Annotated in this window: 2 protein-coding genes; both read right to left on the bottom strand. The window is 70.5% G+C overall.

From position 1 onward, the window contains the following. On the bottom strand, positions 1-501 hold a 501-nt coding region (locus tag D7Y13_RS20910), incomplete at its 3' end, for a peptidylprolyl isomerase (protein ID WP_147452472.1). A gap of 119 nt (positions 502-620) precedes the next feature. Further along, positions 621-19,301 (bottom strand): IPT/TIG domain-containing protein, encoded by an 18,681-nt coding sequence (locus D7Y13_RS20915; RefSeq protein ID WP_208734477.1) that lies wholly within the window; start codon positions 19,299-19,301, stop codon positions 621-623. Positions 19,302-19,358: the final 57 nt, after the last annotated feature.

Genomic DNA, 19,358 nt, shown 5'->3' on the forward strand with positions numbered 1-19,358 from the left:
CACCGGATCCTCCGAGGCTTCGCGCGCCACCTTCTCGAAGTCCTCGCCCCCAGCGAGCCGCGCCTGGAGCGCGTTCATCCGGGACCACGCCCGGTTGCGCGTCGCTTCGTCATTCGCCGGGACCTTCACGAAGAGCTGCCGGACGCGCACCTGCCGGCGGGACAGCGCGTCGCGTGAAGCCTCATAGCGCTTGCGAAGCGCCGACTCGGTGACCACCGACGCCAGGCGCTTTTCGAGCAGCGCCTGGGCCAGCACCTCGCGCTCCGCGGTCGCCACCCGCGCCTTCACGGCCTCGTCGTCCGCAAGGCCCTCGCGGCGCGCCTGCTCCGCCAACAGGGAGCGGGACACCAACGCGTCCAACGCCTGGGCGGGTGTGGGCCGCTCCCGCGCGCTCTGCGCGTCCACGTACGCGGCGACCTCCGCGCGCGTCACCTTCTGCTTGCCCACCTCCGCCACCACCTTCGGGTCTCCGCAGGCAACGAGCAGCAGCCCGGTCCCCATGAGCACCCACCCACGAAACCGACGCGGGGACGGAAGGGACGGCGACGAAGGCTGGGAGGAGTGACGGCGGTTCATGGGCTCGGAGAAGTCAGGAAGGAGGAACGGTGCCGTGCGGGAGGTCATGGGGCGGACACCTCACGGATGTTGAGGACGAAGTCGCCGCTCTCGCTGTCGCCGTCCACGACGATGACGACCCTTTCGTGCGCTTCCAGGTTCCACTCGATGCTTCGCGAACCCGGTGTGGTTCCGGAGGAGCCGCACGTCAGCAGATCATTCACACCGCAGGCAGGTGCCACGAGGGACAGCTCTGTTCCGACCCGAGAGTTGTTGGTGTTGAACTCGTAGCGGCCCTTCGCAGGTGCGGCCCAGAGGAACACCTTCTCGGGAGAGGTGCTGGAGGCATCACCACAGGTAGACGCGGTGAACGCGCTGACTCCGGAGATGACATCCGGTCTGCGCAGGGGAAGCGGTCCCGAAGGCAGGTCCGTCGTGGTGACCCCCCCGCAAGAGAAGGTCTCGCTGAACACTCCCGGGCCGAAGCAGGCCGGGTCCTCCGCATCCTCGAGCCCATCCCCGTCGTCGTCCTGCTGGTTGGAGCAGAGCACCGGCCCCGGAGGATCCGTCTCGTCGTCGTCCTCGGGAGACATACACCCCGGGTCGTTCGGGAAGTCGACGAGCGCGTCCTCGTTTCCGTCGTCGTTCAGGCCGTTGGAGCAGGCCGTCGGCGGATGGATGGAGAGGCTGAAGTCCGCCGGACCGTTGGTCTCCACGACCATCACGACGTGGTCCCCCGCTTCCAACCAGATGGATCTGTCGAGCGGCTCCAACGAGTAGGTCTGGTAGCACTGCCCATCCAACGACGGGCCCAGGCATGAGTCGCGTCGCAGGGTGAGCGTCATGTCCTCCTCGCCCACGAGCCGCAGGCGATAGAGGCCCCGGACAGGCGCGATCAGGTCGTAGACGCGCTCCGGAGCGCTATAGCCAGAGCAGCTCTCCAGGACATCCCCTGCGCCCCGGGTCGAACCCTGGATCTCCGTGGGCTGCGAAATGCTTGCCACGAGGGCGCCGCAGTAGAGCTCGCTCGTGTCCGCGGCGTCGAGGCACTCGGGGTCTTCGCCCTGGTCCCTCAGCGCATCACCGTCGTTGTCCTTGTCGTCACCGCACTCCGGGAGTTGCGGCGGATTGGACTCGTCGTCGCTCTCCGGGGAATCACAGCCCGGGTCGTTCGGATAGTCGATCGCAGCATCCTCGTCGGGATCGTTGTTCACCCCGTCGCTGCACCGTGGAGTCTTGCACCTGTAGCCCTCCGCCCCTCTGTTGGAGCAGAGCTGGTCGGACGAACACGCGAACCAGGGCTGCGCGGGATCGCAGCGCTCATCATCATAGATGCGGCCCCCGACCTTGAGCAGGCCGGTCCCGGTGCCCTCCACGACCAGGTAGAAGGGCGGATTGGTCGGATCGTCGTACGGAGGACTGAGCTCGATCTTCAGGGGCCACTCTGGCGCATTCGAAGCCTTGGGCTGTGCGCAAGTCCGGCTGTTGTCAGGATGCGCGTCCGCACAGGTCCGTCGCACCCCGACCGCGGTGATGTGGGAATCGCCGTAGACGTCCAACCGCCCCCTTCCGGGCATCTTGACCCCCACCACCCGGTCCGTGGAGTCAGGGCTTCCACAGAAGAGGGCTTCGTCCTTCTCCGCGCCCGTGAAGTCGAGGGTGAGCGTGGAGCCCGCCATTCGCGCGGCGGCGTTGAAGTCGATGGGCGCGGCGCAGCTCTCCCCATCTCCACCGTCCTCGGAATCGCCGCTGGCGCTGGAGCAACCCGGATCATCCGGCCAGTTCTTCAGACCATCCTGATCATCGTCCTCGGTGTCCGTGGGAGCACAGGCCGGGAGCACGGTCGGCATCTCCTCGTTGTCGTCCCAGGGGGAATCACAGCCAGGGTGATTCGGATAGTCGAAGACGGGATTTTCCGGATCCGTGTTGTTGATGCCGTCGTTGCATTGCGACAGCTTGCATCGGTATTCGGGCTGGCCGGTGGAGAGGACCTGGCCCGTGGGCAAACAGCCACCCGTCGCGCACGTGAGGGTGGACTGATCGTCTGGGACACACCGAGCCCCTTCGCCCAAGGACGCGCCCGTGATGACCAATCCGTGACCGGCCGGCACGCCTTCGACGAAGACGCGGGCGTGCTTCGAGAACGTACCGGAGAACTCCCGCTCGTAGGCGCCTCCTGTCAAAACCCCATCGCTCGTGAAATTGCACGTGGGTGCACCCGCGGGAGTGCACGAAGCCGGTTCCATGTCCTGGACCGCGATGCGTGGCAGTCGCGCGGTCCCATCCACTTCCCATGCAGCACGAAGCCTGAGCTCCGTCACGGGCCCGTCGAAGGGCAGCTCGTGCCACGATCCCGAAGTGAAGCTCCTGCCGCAGACCTCGTGGGCGGGCGCAAGGGCTTGCGACACGGGTCGCAGCTCGGTGGTCATCGGGATGGGGACCGGCGCGGCGCACGTCATTGCCGCGTCCTCCAGGTACACGGGAACCGTCAGGACAGCCTTGGCCTGACGCCCCCCGACGGCCTGCGCGCTCGCCCGAGCCGTCAGCACACCGGTGGTGGCGGGTGTGTAGGAGCCAGACAGCAGGATGTCCCCATACTCGGGCACCGGCGTCCCATCCTGCGAAGCGAGCGGAGTGCTCAGCCCATCCAATGCGAGCCGCAGCCAGTCGAACTTCGGTGCGTCGCTGAAGGTCGCCGTGAGCACGACAGGCATGCCTCGCAGCACATAGGACGTCGGCGTAACGAGGCTCGCCGTCGGACCGGAGTTCGTGGTCACAGTCAGTGGGATCTTGAAATCACGACGGGCGCCCAGACCATCGACGGCGGTGCCCACCGCATACCAGGTGCCCGTGCGCGTCGGCGCCACGTTGGCGACGGACCTCGAACACGTGGGTTCGGTCACCGCCTCGCGACACGTGAGCGACGTGGTCGCGGGAATCAAGACGCCGTCGGGTGTCCTGACGCTCAAGTCCATGGACGCGATTCCATCCGGATCGCGTGCCGTCACGGTGACCGTGACGGGATAGCCCTCGGGGCTCCTGTTGGTGTTCGGGTATTCATCAAGGGTCTTGCCGATGGAGCGAACGGTGTTGATCTTGAAGCTCTTGAAGAACGCCCGCGTCGCGCTCAAGTCGCCGTCATCCACCGCGGTCACCAGGAAGCCGACGTAGTCGTGACCTTCCAGCGCAACGTCCGTCAGTTGCGGGAAGGTGTAGGAGGCCGTGAGTGTCCCGCCGTCGGTGACCGAGCCCAGGAGTTCGGAAGTACCGCCCGTCACGTGGGCGTCGTCGAGCCACTGGCCTCCGACGATGGCCCGGGCCTCGAGGTGGCGGATTGCGCCAGCGCTCGGGCTGGCCGTGAAGGACAGACTGTAGGGCTGCCCGGGCTCCGCTTCGGACTGATAGCCCGCATCGTTGTACATGGACATGGACAAGTCAGGAGGATCGCGCTCCGGACCGACCACGTAGTCCCAGGTCCGCACGAACGGAGCTCCGCCCATGAAGTCCTCGACCACGGCCTTGAGCTGGACCCGGTGCCCCAGCATCTCCGGGGGCAGGGTCAGCGTGATGGGGAGCGAGTAGCTGCTCGGGTAGCTGCCAAGCTTCGACCCGGTGCCCAGCAATTGCCCATCCAGATACATCCGGAGGATGGAAGGCCCCGAGTCATTGACGTAGACGATGAAGGCATTCACCGCCGGGCTGATGCGCAGGACCGCGGGTACTCCCGACAGGCTCGGGGTGTCGGACGTGTCCGACTTCAGCTCCACCTCGAGGGTGGTGCTGACCGGCACGCCCCGGCTGTCCACGGCGGTGACGACGAGCTTGCCGGGCGGATTCGGCGACCGGAACACCGGCAGGCGGAAATCACCGACGAAGAAGCCCTGTTCGTAGAGCGGCGAATAGGGGTCCGTGCTGGCCGCGACCGACAGCGCTCCGAGCAACACGCCATCCAGGCTGGCGGTGACCGTATAGGGTGGCTCCCCATTGTCGACCTTCGCCTCCAGGCGGATGGGCTGGCCCGAATAGAGGGGCTCCGACCAACCGGCGCCCGTGAGGCTGGCCTCGAGCGTCATCTCCTCTGAAGTCACGGGGGTGCGAACGCGCACCGTCACCGCCGGGGACAACGCTTCAACTCCTTCCGGGCCACGAGCCCGCGCCTGGAGTTTGAAGCGCGTCGCCGCGCTCGCGGCCGACGGTACCTGCCACGCGACCCGGGGACGCTCCGCGTCGAGCCGCGACCACGGCCGTCCGTCGACGAGCAGCTCCGCGTCGTCCACCCGCAGGCCCGCCACGAGCGCATCGATGAGGACCCACTCTCCCGCATCCGCATCGACCACCGCCGAGGCCGTCATCAACCGCGCGGAGGCGGCGACCGGCATGTGCGGCGCCGGGAACACCTGGACGCCTTCCACCCCCGACGCCACCACCACGGTGGAGCCCGCCAACGAGGCATCCCTGGCACCCGGGGCGGCCATCGTCGTGCGCCGCACGGGGGCCGAAAGGGTGCTCACATCCCAGGCCTCCACGCCTCCCTCCGTCACGACCAGCGCGAGCCGACCGAACAGCCGGATCCTCCGGATCTGTCCTCCGGCCGTGGCACCACCACCGCGCAACGCTGGCGTCGCCCCCGCCAGGTCGTAGACCCGGAAGGCCGTCCCTGCGCCGGCCACGACGACGTCACCGTCGAGCACCACCGCGTCCGCCGCACCCGGCACCGACGCGCGCATTTCCAGCCCGCCCTCTGCGTCCACGCCCACCACCGTGAAGCCCTGGGCGCCCAGCGCCACCGCCGCCCGGCGCTCATCGCCCGAGAGATCCACGGGCGCCGAAGTCAGCTCCAGCGTGCCCAGGTTCTGCGCGTCCGCGGTCGTCACCGTGAAGAGCCGATCGGGCCCCAGCGCCCAGAGCCGCTTCGGTGACACGTCGAAGCGCGACAACGCCCCCAGCGCGGCCAGCCGGCCCCCTCGGGTGGTCGTTCCCGCCCCTTCGAACGAGAAGAAACCCTGGGTGTCTTCGACCCAGACCGACAGCTTCTCCGGTCCCAGGATGAAGACATCGCGTCCGACCTGCACCGTCTGGCGCGCCACCGCCAGCGTGGAGAGCGGATTCGCGGCCGTCGGCGCGGTGGGGCGCTCCAGATCCATCAGGCGCGGTCCGTCCACGCTCGAGAGCCACCCACCCCGGCGCGAGGCCGACACCGACGAGACATCGAGCGACAACGTTCCCAGCGCGGTCGGAGCAGCGCCCACGCCCGGCACGGGGAGCGCGCGCACCCGCACGCCCGCGTCGGTGGCGGCCAGCAGCACCCCACCCGACACGGTGAGCGCCGTAGCATCCAGGGGCTCCATGGCCACGAACGTCGGCCGCCATGGATCCCTCACATCCACGGACCGCAGCCAGCCGTCCTCACAGGCCAGCCACGCCGTGCCCCCCGCGACCGCGACCGCACGGACGCCCGTGCCCAGCACGAGGCCAGGTCGCGCCAGCGTCTGCGGGCCATCGAGCAGGACCATCTCCAGGCCCTGATCCGTGCCCACCACCAGCCAGCCGCCCATCTGCTCCGCGGCCTTCGCGACGCCAGTCAATCTCCACAGCTTCGTTTGCGCGCTGTCATGCGCGACGTTGCCACGGATGTAGTTCACCCCCAGGTCGCGGTACGCCGCGAAGACATGATCCGCGGAGGCCGTCAGGATGGGCCCCTTGCCAAAAAGGTACGAGCTGTCGAAGACCGGGATGCCGGGCTCCCGCAGGTCCACGGTGTAGATCAGCTCATCGGTGCTCGCGAAGGCACGGTTCAAGCCGCCCACGGACACCACGGGATTGCGGGAGTAGTTCCTCGCGTTGCCCCGGAAGCGCGGCTGCTCCGGAACAGAGACGTCCACCACGTCCAGGCCCACGGCGCCACGCGCGATGAGCAGGTACTGCTCCATGAACGCGATGCTGGCCGGCTCCGACCCCAGGGTCAGCGTCGCCAGGGGCTGGAGCGTCGGCGCGGTGCCGTGCGACAGCCGCCCCAGGCTCACACCCGTGGGCGTCGTCACCGCGACCAGGTCTCCTCGAAGCACGAGCTTGCGTGCGTGGGCGAAGATGCCCGCGGAATCCGGCGACGGGCCGGGCAGCGACGGGGCCACCACCCTGCGCTCCTTCTCCTTGGGAACCGCCGGATTGCCAGCACGGTCCGTCGCCGTCGCCACCACCTTGAGGAGGCTGCCGGCCGGAGTGCCCGCGGGCACCGTGTAGACCAGCGACGAGCCACCCGTGGCCACGGGCTGTCCCTCCAGGAGGATCTGAAGCCCCTGGGACTCCACCGCCACGTTGTCGGTGGCCGACATGCGCGCCACGACCGTGGATCCGGCCGCCACCATCGAACCCGACGGTTCGACGATGAAGTTCGACTCGACGATGACCGGAAGGGTGCTGTCCGGCATCACCGTCACGTTGGCGCCCTCGGGCGTGCGGAAGAACCGCCCATCCTGCGTGATGGCGAGCGCCGACAACGGAACCGGCGCGTTGGAGCCAGCGCCGCCATCCCGCTCGCGCAGGATCGGCATGCGCAGGGACGTCGTGAACGGCGGGCCCTGGATGACCTGCTGCTCTTCTCCATCCACCGAGAAGTGGACCTCGACGCTTCCGGTCACCGGGGGGGAGAAGACCGCCGCGACGGGGAGGAGGCTCCCCTCCTGGACGGATCCCCCATCGTATTGGAGGCTGAAGGCCGGGGTCGCGCTTCCGACGAGCAGCTCCACGTCCTTCACGAAGGGCACACCCGGAACACCGCCCGAGTTCGCCACGGCCTTCAACTGGTAGTGGCCATCCAGACGCCGCGCGGCGCCCAGCACCGGCATCTCCAGCGCTGCCGTGAACACGGGCGGCATCGCCGTGGCGGTCGCGAGCACCGTGTCCAGGTCATCCGGATCCAGGAGCGTGATGACGACCGCGTCCACGCGGGCTGGAGATTCGGGCACCGCCACCACGGACAACAGGCCCCCTTCGACGCCCTGCGCGGGCGCCTGGAGAGCCACCAGGAGGGGCCCCCCCTCCGTCGCGGTCAGGGACACCGGGGTCCCATCACTGTCGCGGTTGCCCGCGTGGTCGCTCACGTGCAGCGACAACAACGTGCTTCCCGCGTCACGCGGCAGGTCCACCCGGGTGGGCAACCGGCTGTCGAGCACCTCGACGGTGCGCCCATCCACCCGCAGCTCCGCCGTGTAGGCGTTGAAGGGGTCCGCCTCGTCCGTCAGCGAAGGCGTCAGCGTGAGACGTCCGCCCGACACCGCCACCACGCCCCCATCCGGCGTACCGAGTGACACGTCCGGCGTGAGAGGCCCTCGCGCCAGGCCCAGGCGCGACACGGCCCGGGCGTCCGCCGCCAGCAGGTCGCCGCCCGCCACGGCCACGGTTCCCGCCACGGCCGGGAACTCGCCCACGCCGAAGGGGTGGCCCGCGTCCGGCACCGCGGCCGACCGCGCGTCGAACACGCGCGCCCCCTTCGCGGTGCCCACCACCAGCCACGAGCCGTAGCCCGAGGCGGACAACGCCGGCACATCCAGCGGCATCGCCCCCGTAGGCTCCAGCACCTTCGGATCCGCCTGCGCGGCGCGGAAGCACTTCACGAACGCCGGCCCCACCGCGCACGGCTCTCCGCCCACGAGCGCCACCCGGGTGGCTCCCGTCGCGGTCTGCGTCGAGCGCAGACGGTCAGGCGCCTGGAAGACACCCACCTCCAGCACCTCCAGCCGTCCTGCCTCACCCAGCACCGCGGCCACGTCGCCGTTCGCCGCGAGCGCGAGGACGGGCCCCATGGGCCTGCGCGAAGCGAGCTCGCCCCGCGCGGTCCAGGTCTCCACGCCCTCGTCCGTTCCCACCATCAGGCCGCCCCGCACCGGCACCACCGCCGAAGGGGCACGCCGCAGCGTCGCGGTCGTCGCATCGGACAGGTCCGACAGTTTCAGGAACGCCAGCGCGCCCTTGCCGGAGCGGCGCAGCGCCACGGCCAGCCGGTCCTCCACGAACGCGAGGCCCACCGCCTGGCCTGTGAGCGCCCGCGTCGCCGTCACCTCCAGCGTGGAGCGTGAGCGCAGCTCGACGCTGGACCCCGCGGAGTCCACGCGCAGCACCGCCCAGGTATCGCCGCGAACCGCCACGCCCGCCACCGCGGCCCCCGTCGCTGGCCGCACCGTGGCGGCTTCCCGGGCGAACACCGCCAGTTGACCCATGCGCTGGCCCACCAGGTTGCCCGCGCCGTAGTCCGTGGCCTCCGCCGAGGCGACCACCGAGGCCCCCTCCCCGCCCAGGGGCAGTTCGAAGGCATTCACGCCCACGGTGGGCACGGAAGCATCCGCGACCCTCACGGCGGTGGCCATCGCCACGCCCCCGTCCGTCCCGACGCCCGACACGTGCAGCGTCGAGCCACCCAGCCACAGGGGACCCACGGGCAGCGTTTCCGCGGTCAACAGGGGATCGCCCCAGGAGTTCCTCACTTCGACTTCCTGGAGGGCAGGCTCGCTCTCCTGGCCGTCGACGTCCACGGCCACGGCCCGCAGCCAGATGCGGCGCGATGTCCCCCGCGTCTCCGGCACCGTCACGGTCCGGATCCACGGAGGCTGGACGAGGACCTGCTCCTGTCCGTCGATGGACAGCCGCACCCGATCGATGGCCACGCGCGACGTCGCGGTCAGTTCCACCTTCAGGGTCTGCCGCTCATAGGCGTAGGCGTTGGTACCCGCGGGGCTCAGGAAGGCGACGAACGGCCGCGCCAGTCCCTCTGGCTTCGTCACCGTGAGGTTCACGTGGCGGGACTCCACGTTGCCTCGCGAGTCCTTCGCCGCCACGGTGAACCGCACCGACGTGTTCGACGACACGGTGGGCGCCACCCACCGCACCGTCGACGCGGGACCCTGGAAGGACGCGATCTGCCGGGGGGCCTCCGTGCCCACCGCCTGCGTGAAGACCACGGAGGACAAGGCGTTGCTGTCGGTGATGGACGCGCGCAGGTCCACCACCGTGCCCGAAGCGATGCGCTGACCCTCCACCGGCGACAGCCAGGACACCTGGGGCGCCTGGGTGTCCGGCGTCACCGTCACCTGGATGACCGCCGGGTCCGAGTACGAACCGTTGTTGTCCACCGCGCGCGCGACCACATCGCGCACCTCCGGCCCCTGCGCGACCGGCTCCATCACGAGCATCGTGGGTCCGGAGACGACGGGCCCGGACGTGGACGTGAAGGTCTGCCGTTTGAAGATCGAGCCGTTCAGGCTCAGCTCCAGATTCTTCACCCAGCCGGTGTTCGGAGACCGCCCATCGGTGTCCGAAGCCTGGACCTCCAGCGCGAGCGCCTCGCCCTCCACCAGGCTGACCATGCGCTGGGTGGGCTGCAGGAAGCTGACGGAAGGGGGCGGATCCGACGCGAGATCCACGAGATAGTCCGGACTGCGCCCCACGTTGCCCGAACTGTCCGTCGCCGTGGCGACGAGCTTCACCCGGGTGTTGCCCGCTGACGACAGCCACCGGTAGTGGAAGCCATCCGCGGACGCGGACACCTGCTCGGTGCCAATCGTGAGTCCAGGGTTCGTCGTCGGCTCGCCGCTGTCGTCCACCGCGGACACCAGGAAGACATGCTCGACGCCCACTGGCAGCGGGCCCGAGCCGAGCGCCACGGAGGCTCCCTTGAGCTTCAGCGTCACCGTGGGCCCCGTGGTGTCCTTGACCGTGAAGGCCCGGGACTCCACGGTGGACGGGTTGCCATCCAGGTCCTTCACGCCCGACACCTCCAGCGTGTACCGACCCCGTGGCGTCAGCGCCGGGGCTCCCGCGCTCAGCACCAGCGTCACGGTGCGACCCGCCACATCCACCTGGGTGGTTCCAGCCACCGACTGACCGGCGCTGTCACGCAGGCGCATGACGGCGGCGGTCTGACTGCCAATGACCGCCAGCGGTTCATCGAAGGTCGCGGTGAAGACCTTGCGCTGGGCCTCCACCAACGTGCCCGACTCCACGCTCCAGGACGCCACCCGGGGCGCCCGCTTGTCGCTTCGCAGCAGCACTCCGTCGAGGGAGAGCGTCTCCCGCTGCTGCTGGAGACGGATGGCGATCAGCTTGCGCGGGCCCGGGGGCATCCACGCCTGCACAGTTGTCGCGGTGAGCGCGCGGGTCTCCGCGAGCCCATCGTCGAAGAAGACCTGGAGGCCGCGCGTGAAACCGCTGCCCGTGAGCGTCACCCACTCACCCTGGAGATCCGCCGGATTGGGCGCGACCGACAGGAGTTCCAGCTTCGCCAGGTAGATGAAGCCGCCCGGCACCTCCAGCGACGTGCCGGCACCGGACTGGATGCGGACGCGCACCGGCCCCGCGACCTGGGCGGCGGGCACCCGGACCCGCAGCTCGGTGGAGGTCGGCGGCTCCACGTTCACCAACGGCTGCTGGCCGAAGAACACCTGGCTGTCCACGGGGATGCCCGTGCCCGACACCAGCACGTCGTAGCCGCCCTCAATGGCGCCATACCCTGGCAGGAGCGGTCCCACCGAGAAGCCCGGACCCGGCTCGCCGCCGCGCAGGAAGAACGACCACGGCTGCAGGACCGTCCCACCGTGGAACTCCGTCTTGCCGAAGGTCACCGTCGCCGTGACTTCCACACCCGGCGTGAGATCCACGTCGGGCTTGAGCCGAACCGTGGACGCCATGCGCGTCAGCCCTTCCAGAGCGACCACGTTGCCCTGCGAGTCCATCAGCGAACCGGTGCTGGCGGCCGCTACCGACAGTGGCAGCTCGCTGGAGAGCGCGAGGCTGACCGTCCCGCCCCGCGCCAACGTCCCACCGGGCAGCGGCGAAGCGGAGGCGACGGTGGGGTATGGCAACGTGTCGAACAGGTACGTCGCCGGCGCGCCGCCAATCACCGCCATGCCGTTGCCCAGCAGGGCGCGCGGAGACGTCACGGCCGCGTAGCTCGCGAACGTGCGCTCCACCAGGTTCTCCCCGGCCGTGGTGTCCAGCCAGGCCGCGCGCGTCCTGCCCGCCGCCAGCACCCAGGGGCCGGAGAGCGCCACGGAGCGCACCGCGTCCTCCGACGCATCCGCGGAGGTCCACGACCCCACGAGCAGCGGACTGGCCGGATGGAAGACATCGTAGAGGTGCACGGACGCACCCGTGGCCACGGCCACGCGCGAGCCCTCCGCCGCCAGCCCCCGCGCCGCGCCGGGCAAGCCGATGACGACGCCGAGCAACCCGAGCTGTCCGTCCTCGATGCCACGCAGCTCCAGCCGCGAGGACGTACCCTCGTCGATCAACACCGCGAGCGCGCCTCCGGCCACCATGCCCAGACCCCGGACCGTGCCCGGCGCCACGGAGATCTGCGCCACCACGTCCAACGGCGGCTGGGCGGCGTTGACTTCACGCAGCTCCCCCAACAGCAACAGGTCGCTGCCGCCCGCGAGCGCCACGGTCGTCGCATCCGCGTTCGCGGCCGCCTCCGACATGGGCACGCCCGGCACCAGCAGCACGCGATCGCGCTCCTGGGGCACACAGGGCGCCCCCGGCCCCATGCCGCACCCGCCCAGGTCGTAGCGCACCGCAGCGCCGCTACCGACCAGGACCGCACGGCTCCCCGCGACCGTCAGGGCGGTGGGCCCCGCGACGCCAGGGACCTGGGACGCGGTGGCCGTGCTGCCCGGAGAGGACAGGTCGAGCGCCACCAACTGGTCGCCTCGCGCCGTCAGCAGCGCGTAGCCCACGTTCGCGGCCACGTGCCCATCCGCCACGAGCGTTTCCCGCGCGGGCAGCGTGAAGGTGAAGCCCCAGGGCTCCGCTCCGGGCGAAGCCTCCTGTGACGTCTCCAGCGTGATGCTCGCGGCACCGACGATTCCGTCCGGCACCGTTACCTGGAGCGCCCCCGACGCATCCAGCACCACGGCGCGCGCCGGGATGCGCAGTGAGGTACCCGCGGGTGTGAAGATGACGCGCGAGCCGCTGAACACGCCTTTGCCAGAGAGCGTGATCACCGCCCGGCTGTTCGCCGGCGCGAACGCCGGACTCACCTGGGTGATGCTCGGCGGCAGCAGGTAGCGGAAGGCCCCCAGCCGCATCGCGGACAGGCCATCCGGGTTGGCGATCCGCACCGCCGCGGCGCCCTCGACGCCCCGGGGGCTCAGCACCGTCGCCACCGTGCCCGCGTCATTCTCCAGCTCGCAGCCCTGCGCGAGCTCACCGCCGATGGACACCTTGCAGCCCGCCAGGAAGCCAGTGCCCTGGACCCGCACCACCGTGCCCCCATCCTGCAGGCCGTAGGCGGGCAACACCTCGCCCAGGAGCGGAGCCTCCGGGGTCGCCTGGGAGGCCGTGCGGAAGCGCACTTCCGTGTCCGTCCCGAGGCCGCCATCGCGCAGGTCGCTCAGGTTCCTGCCGATGCGCAGGACGTACTCCGACGACACCGCCAGCGCCGTGTCCGGCACCACCTGGATGCTCATGCCCGCGTCGGTCGCGAGCGCGGACACCGCCGCGCCCACCGCGCCGCCATCCGCCTTCTCCAGGTACACCTCCGACAGCGTCGTCGAGCGGGGCACCTCGCTCACCCGCACCTCGGGCCAGGTGTGCACGGACACCGTTTCTCCCGCGGACGGACGCGTCCCCCACAGCTCCAGGTGCGGCAGCGGCGCGGTGGCGATCATGCCCGCGAGCGGATACCCGGCCTCGCCCGCGTGATGCACGGGCAGCTCCACCACCCGGCCCGCGCCATCCAGCACGAGCGTGCCCACCAGCAGGTGCTGCTCCAGGTCCCACAGCGTCGTCGCGTCACCGGTGACGGACACCCGCTCCAGCGGCGCGGCCGTCCCCACGGAGGGGACGCGGAAGCGCTGCACCTTGCCGCCACCGGCGGCCACCCAGGCGATGCCCGCCGTCACCCGCGTCTGCTCCGCGGAGACATGCCCATCACCCAGCGGATCCTCCAGCGCCAGCGTCGCGACGGACGACGGATGCGCCACGTCCGCGAGGTTGATGACCGCCACCTGCTTCAGCGCTCCGAGCGAGACAAAGGCCCGGCTGCCCTCGCGGCTGATGTGCCGTGCACGTGCCGCCAGCGGCATCCAGCCCACCACCGGAAGGTCTCCGCGCCGCGCGTCCAGCACGTACAGCCGGGAGTTGCCCGTGCTGCCGCCCGCGGCCAGCAGGTAGCCGTCATGGAGCGCGAGCGCCGTGACACCGCCCTCGATGGCGCGCTGCCCCGTCTGCCGCGGACGGCTGCCCTCGGTGGTGCGCCATGCGCGCACGCCCTCGGAGTCCGCGGTGAACACCAATTCGCCTCCGGCCACCACGTCCACCGTGGGGCCGGTCCCCGCCAGGGACATCTCCAGCACGGGCGCGACGGGTCGCGAAATGTCCACGACCTTCAGGCCGCCCGTTCCGGCCGCCACGTACAGCCGTCCGCCCAGCGACGCCAGACGCCACGCACCGCCCTGCGAGCTGTCCGAGAAGGTCAGCCGGGTGATCTCCCGGATGGCGGTGGGCTCGGAGACGTCCGCCACCAGCAACCCGCCCGGCGACCACGTCCGCAAGCCCCCGCCCTGGACCGGCACGTTGCCGGGAAGCGTGATGTCCGCCTCGCCGCCAATGGCGCCGAACAGCACCCCGCGCTCCATCAACAGATGCCGCAGCGGCGGCGTCCCCAGCCTCGCCATGGCGCCCGCGCCATAGAGGAAGGCCTGCGTCTTCGTGACCGGAGCCGTGTCCGACAGCCCCACGACCACGTCCACCACCCCGGGCGCATGCGGCGGCGCCGTGGCCACCGCGCGCGTCGGAGACAGCACGCGCACGTCGAAGGAGTGCTGATCGCCGAACCGCACCGTCAGCCCGCGCGCGAAGCCCGTCCCGGTCAGCGTCACCGGGATGCCTCCGCGCTGCTCGGCACGGTCCGGGGTGAGCGTGGCCACCCCCAACGCATCCCGGTACGTGAAGCCCGCCACCCTCAGCGCGGACAGTCCGTTCTCGTACCGCACTTCCACCGAGACCGGCCCCGCGACGTCGGTCGGCCCGTTCGCGCTGGGAATGCTCAGCGAGACACTCTTGCCATCCAGGGCGATGGTCAGGGGCGTCGTCACCTGCGTGCCACCGACCCACACCTGGAGACCCGTCTTGTAGTTCAGGCCCCGGATGGTCACCGGCGTGTCCTGGGTCCGCACGCCGCTGGAAGGCTCGATGCTTTCGAGGGTGGGCTGCACGGCGTCCGCCAAAGTGGCGATGCCGAAGCGCACGTCCACGCCCGCCGCAAGACGGAGCGGGCTGGCGCCCACCGTCTTCAGGCTGCCCTTCTTCACGGAGACGTGGACCTGTTCGCCCGCGTTGAACGGCGGCACGTTCGGAGGAACGGGCTTGAATTGCAGCGAGGCACCGCGCACGCGCTGGACGACCTCCCACGTGCCATCCACCACGCGGTCCACGTTGTCCGTGCCCCTGGCCGTCACGGTCCCCGCATCGACGATGGAGTCCGGCGCGATGGCCAGGTTGAAGTCAACGCTCACCAACGCGTCCACCGGCGCCAGCGAGCCGTGCGCGGGCGTGGAGCCCGTCGCCAGCAGCTCCGTGGGCGGCACCTCCACCACCGTCTCCGTCCGGCCCTGGGTCGCCACCCACAGGCTGCCTCCGGCCCAGGTCAGGCCGGCGCCGTTGTTGTCGAGCTCGGCGCCCTGCAACCGCACCGGCGCGGCCTCGTTCGCCTCGCTGACGTCGAACACGTGCACGCGGCGTCCCACCGTCACGTAGGCCCGGCCCGAGCGCACAGACACCCGGCTGCGCACCAGCGCATCCAGGCTCGTGAGCGTGTTGTCCACGCGCACGTCGCCCTTGCGCACGCCCTGCCGGTCGTAGATGGCCAGTCGCAGCCCGTCACCCACGGTGCCCTGGATGCGCGACGTGAGCACGTAGAAGCGCTCCGGCCCCAGGTCCAGCGCCAGGCCGTCCTCCGGGTACAGGCTCACCGCCGCGGCCGGCACCATCTGGAGCGGCGGCTTCGTCAGATCCAGCACCTGGATCTGTCCGCTGCCCGCGCTCGGTTCGACGACGCTGACGTACGCGCGCGCGCCTTCGATGCGCACGCCCGTGGCGAGGCCGGAGGTGGCCACCTGGCCCAACTGGAACGGCGCTTCAGGCACGGAGACGTCCACCGCGGTGATGGCCGAGCCTTCCGCCAGCAGCGCCAGCGGACCGCTGACATCCAGGCCCCGCACCGGGTGGTCCGTGCGCAGGTTTCCCTTCGCGATGGGGCGCTCCTGGAGGAACACGTCGAAGAGGTACAGGCCCGGGGCGCTCGTCGAGGACGCACCGACGTACAGCAGATCGCCCACCAGCTTCAGCTCGGAGGCTTCGAGCGGGGGGAAGCCCGGCAACGACAGGCTCTCACCGAACGGCATGTCGTAGGCGAAGACGCCCACGGCCACGCCCGCCTGCGCGACGCCGCCATCCGACGCGACACCGCCGTCCGACACGACACCGCCGTCCGCGTTCTCCTGGAAGGGCACCAGCCGGACGGAGGCAAGTCCCGCCCGTCCTTCCGGCAACGTGAACTTGAGCCGCGTCAGGTCGATGACGTCGACATCCTCCGCCGCCTTGTCCCCGACGATGACCTGCATCCCCGGCGTCAGCGCGGGGCGATCCAGCGTCAGCGTGACGCGCGTGCCACCGTTCACGGGACCATGGTCCGGCGACAGCGTCGCCACCGACTGCTCCAGGTCATCGCGGTAGAACACGCCCGAGGGCAGCTCCGAGGAGGGGCCCCCCGGATCCATGACCACCACGTCGGCAGGGCCCGCCTGGTCCGCCGAGGGTGCCTTCAACCGGAGCTGCGTGCCGTCTTCCAGCATGCTGCATTCGCTGGCCGGCAAGGTGCAATCCACCGTCTTCGTACCGATGCGCACGCGCTCCACGCCGGTGAAGCCACTGCCCGACAGCGTGAGCATTCCACCGAGCTGCCGGGACAGGGACCGCGGGCTCGCCGCGACCACACGGGGCATGCCGCTCGTGTCGGAGCCCGTCTTGAAGTGGGCCTTGAAGGGAATCAGCAGGCCGCCACCGCGGTCGTCCGTGATGCCCTCGATGTGCAGCGTGTAATCCGTGTTCGCGACCAGGTCCGCCTGCGGCTCGATCTTCAGGCCGTAGCGAAGCTGCGCGTCCGAATTGATCACCACCACCGGCTTCAAGGGCACGCGCGCGTCCCCCGGGCCCAGCAACTCCACGGTGGCCGCCCCGTGCGCGCCTGCTTCGGTGTGCACGCTGCCGGGATTGATGGGCCGGCTCATCAGCACTTCGAGCACGGTCGCCTTCGGGGCCACAGTCGAGTCACGCGCCGGCGTCATGCCCGTCACGTAGGTAAAGGGCACCGCCAGTTCGGTGACGCGGTCGCGGCCCGCCACCAGCAGCCGGTCCCCCACGGCCGCCGAGTCCATGGCCACCTCGGTGTTGCCAGCGCTCACCCACCGGGGCACGCGAGGATCCGCCACGTTCACCAGCACCACACCGCCCTCGTTGGCGGAGACGAAGAGCATGTCCCCCAACAGGCGCAACCTCTGCGGCTGGCCCGGCGTGTTCGACAGATCCGAATCGAAGGCGAGCCGCGCCGACGTGATCTCGGCCGGGTGTGCCGGATCCGACACGTCGATGAAGATCAGACCCAGCTCCGCCGCCGCGACGATGGCCACGTCCCGCACCACCACCACGTCGGTCAGGTTCGCCGCGAAGGCGAGCGACCCCAGCACCGTATTGGGTTCGGCCGGGTTGACGATGGACAGCCGTCCCTGGGGATGCGTCTGCGCGCCTTCCTTCGCATGGTACGTCGTACGCTGGCCGCCCCTGCTGCCGCCGCGCAGCGAGAACTCGGGCGGCGGAGGCGCGGTGGGCGACGGGCAGAAGTAGACGCCCTCGTGCTGGCCTTCAGCGATGAAGAGCAGCCCGTCATGCACGGCCAGGCCGTAGGGCTCGCCCTCCAGCGACACCGTGCGGACCAACAGCGGATCCGACGGGAAGCGCGTGTCCAGCAGCCGCACCTTGCCGCTCATGCCCGCGGCCGGCTGCGTGCTGAGGCAGGACCCGTTGCCCGGGGGCGGATTCTGCACCATGCCGTTGAAGGCCACCCAGCCGCCAATGGGCGTAGGCAACACGCGCGTCGCGTACTCGGACTCTCCGTAGACGCCGAACTTCGCCGCGCCCAGCCGCTTCGGGCCCGGCGAGCCGAACACGGTGAGGCCCGCCTCGCCGTTCGCCACGAGCCATTGGCCCTGGCTCGCCGCGATGTCCATGGAGTCCGGGGTGAGGGCGTAATCCGGCAGCGGGCTGCCTTCCGGCAGGTAGCGGCCCAGCACGCCGAACAGCCGGTCCACGTACTTCAGGTCCTCGACGGGGGTCGCGAATGCGCTCGGGGTGGCCCCCTTGGGGAGCCCCTGCGTGGTGGTGTCGTAGCTCACCAGCACGGTCGAATTGAAGAAGACGCCCGCGTGGGTGATGGCCCCCGTGTAGCTGTTCAGTGAGCGGTTGCCTTCGCCCGAAGCGCCCGCGGACGCATAGACGAGGCGGGGCTGCTGGGGATCCACGAAGAGCGACTTCGGGAAGACCTTGTCGATGCGCTCCTCACCCGACGTGGCCGTGGGGGGCGTGTTGTTGGCGAGGCTGCGCTCCAGGCCGTAGCCCACCTGGCCATCCAGGTGCTTGTCCTCGGAGAGGACCGTGGAGCCGAAGTTCTGGGCGTTCGGCAGCGTCGAGCGGACGCGCACCCTGGCCCGGCCGTCGCTTCCGAACGAGCCCACCGGAGCTTCCACCCTCAACAGCTCCGGAGACACGACCGACACCGAGCGCGCGGGAGTGCCGCCCACCTCCACGGTGGGGGCCCCCAGGGCGCCATACGCCCACGCGGGCAGGAAGCCCGTGCCCACGATCTCCATCTCACTGCCACCGCGCGGATTCAGGAACTTCGGCGTCGCGCGGCTGAGCTTCATCTCCTCCTTGTAGAGGAAGCCTCCGGCCCTCCGGTCGGACAGGCCCGTGCTCACGTTCGTGACGACCACGTCCGCGAGCCCGGGATTCGCGCCGGGCGGGACGACCGCGCTCAGCCGCGTCGAATCATGGAAGAGCGTCGTCGGCGCGGTCACGCCGCCAATGCTCACGAGTGCGTCCGGCGCGAAGTCCTGTCCGAGGATCTGCACCTGGGAGCCGCCATCCTGCGGACCAACGCGCGGCACCACCTGGGCGATGCGCGGGCGCAGCCCATTCCCGGACGCGGCCTGGAAGTCCACCGCGAAGGGCGCCAGCAGCTTCTTGCCATCCGGCGTGGCGAGCTGCTCGGACACCGCGAGCCGCACGTTCGCCGCCGCGGGCAGGGGGAGCTCCGGACGGAAGCGCACCACCACCGTGCTCACCGGCTGCTGCGCGCTGCCCGCCTCCAGGTCCACCTTCGGCGTGCCCGTCTGGAGCCACTCCTCGCCAGCCACCTTCAAGGACACCGCCTGCTTCGCGCTCTCCGGCGTCAGCGTGGTGGAGAACGTCAGGAGCAGCGACGACAGGTCGCGCGGCACGCGCTCCCCGTGCGAAACGCTGGACGACACGAGCACCAGCTCCGCCGCGGGACCGAACTCCAGCGACCAGCCGGTCGCGCCCCGCTGACGCACGCTGATGACGCGGCCTCCCGCCACCGCCACCGTCCGCGCCGCCCGCAGCGCGACGATGAGCTCCGCCGAGCGCTCCAGGCACAGGCCCACGGGCACCTCGGGTCCCACGCCCCGGGCCCGCAGCTCCCAGGCGAGCTGGTTGGCGCGCGCGTTGAGTTCCTGGAA

Source organism: Corallococcus praedator (assembly GCF_003612125.1).
In the GTDB taxonomy this organism is placed as follows: Bacteria; Myxococcota; Myxococcia; order Myxococcales; family Myxococcaceae; genus Corallococcus; species Corallococcus praedator.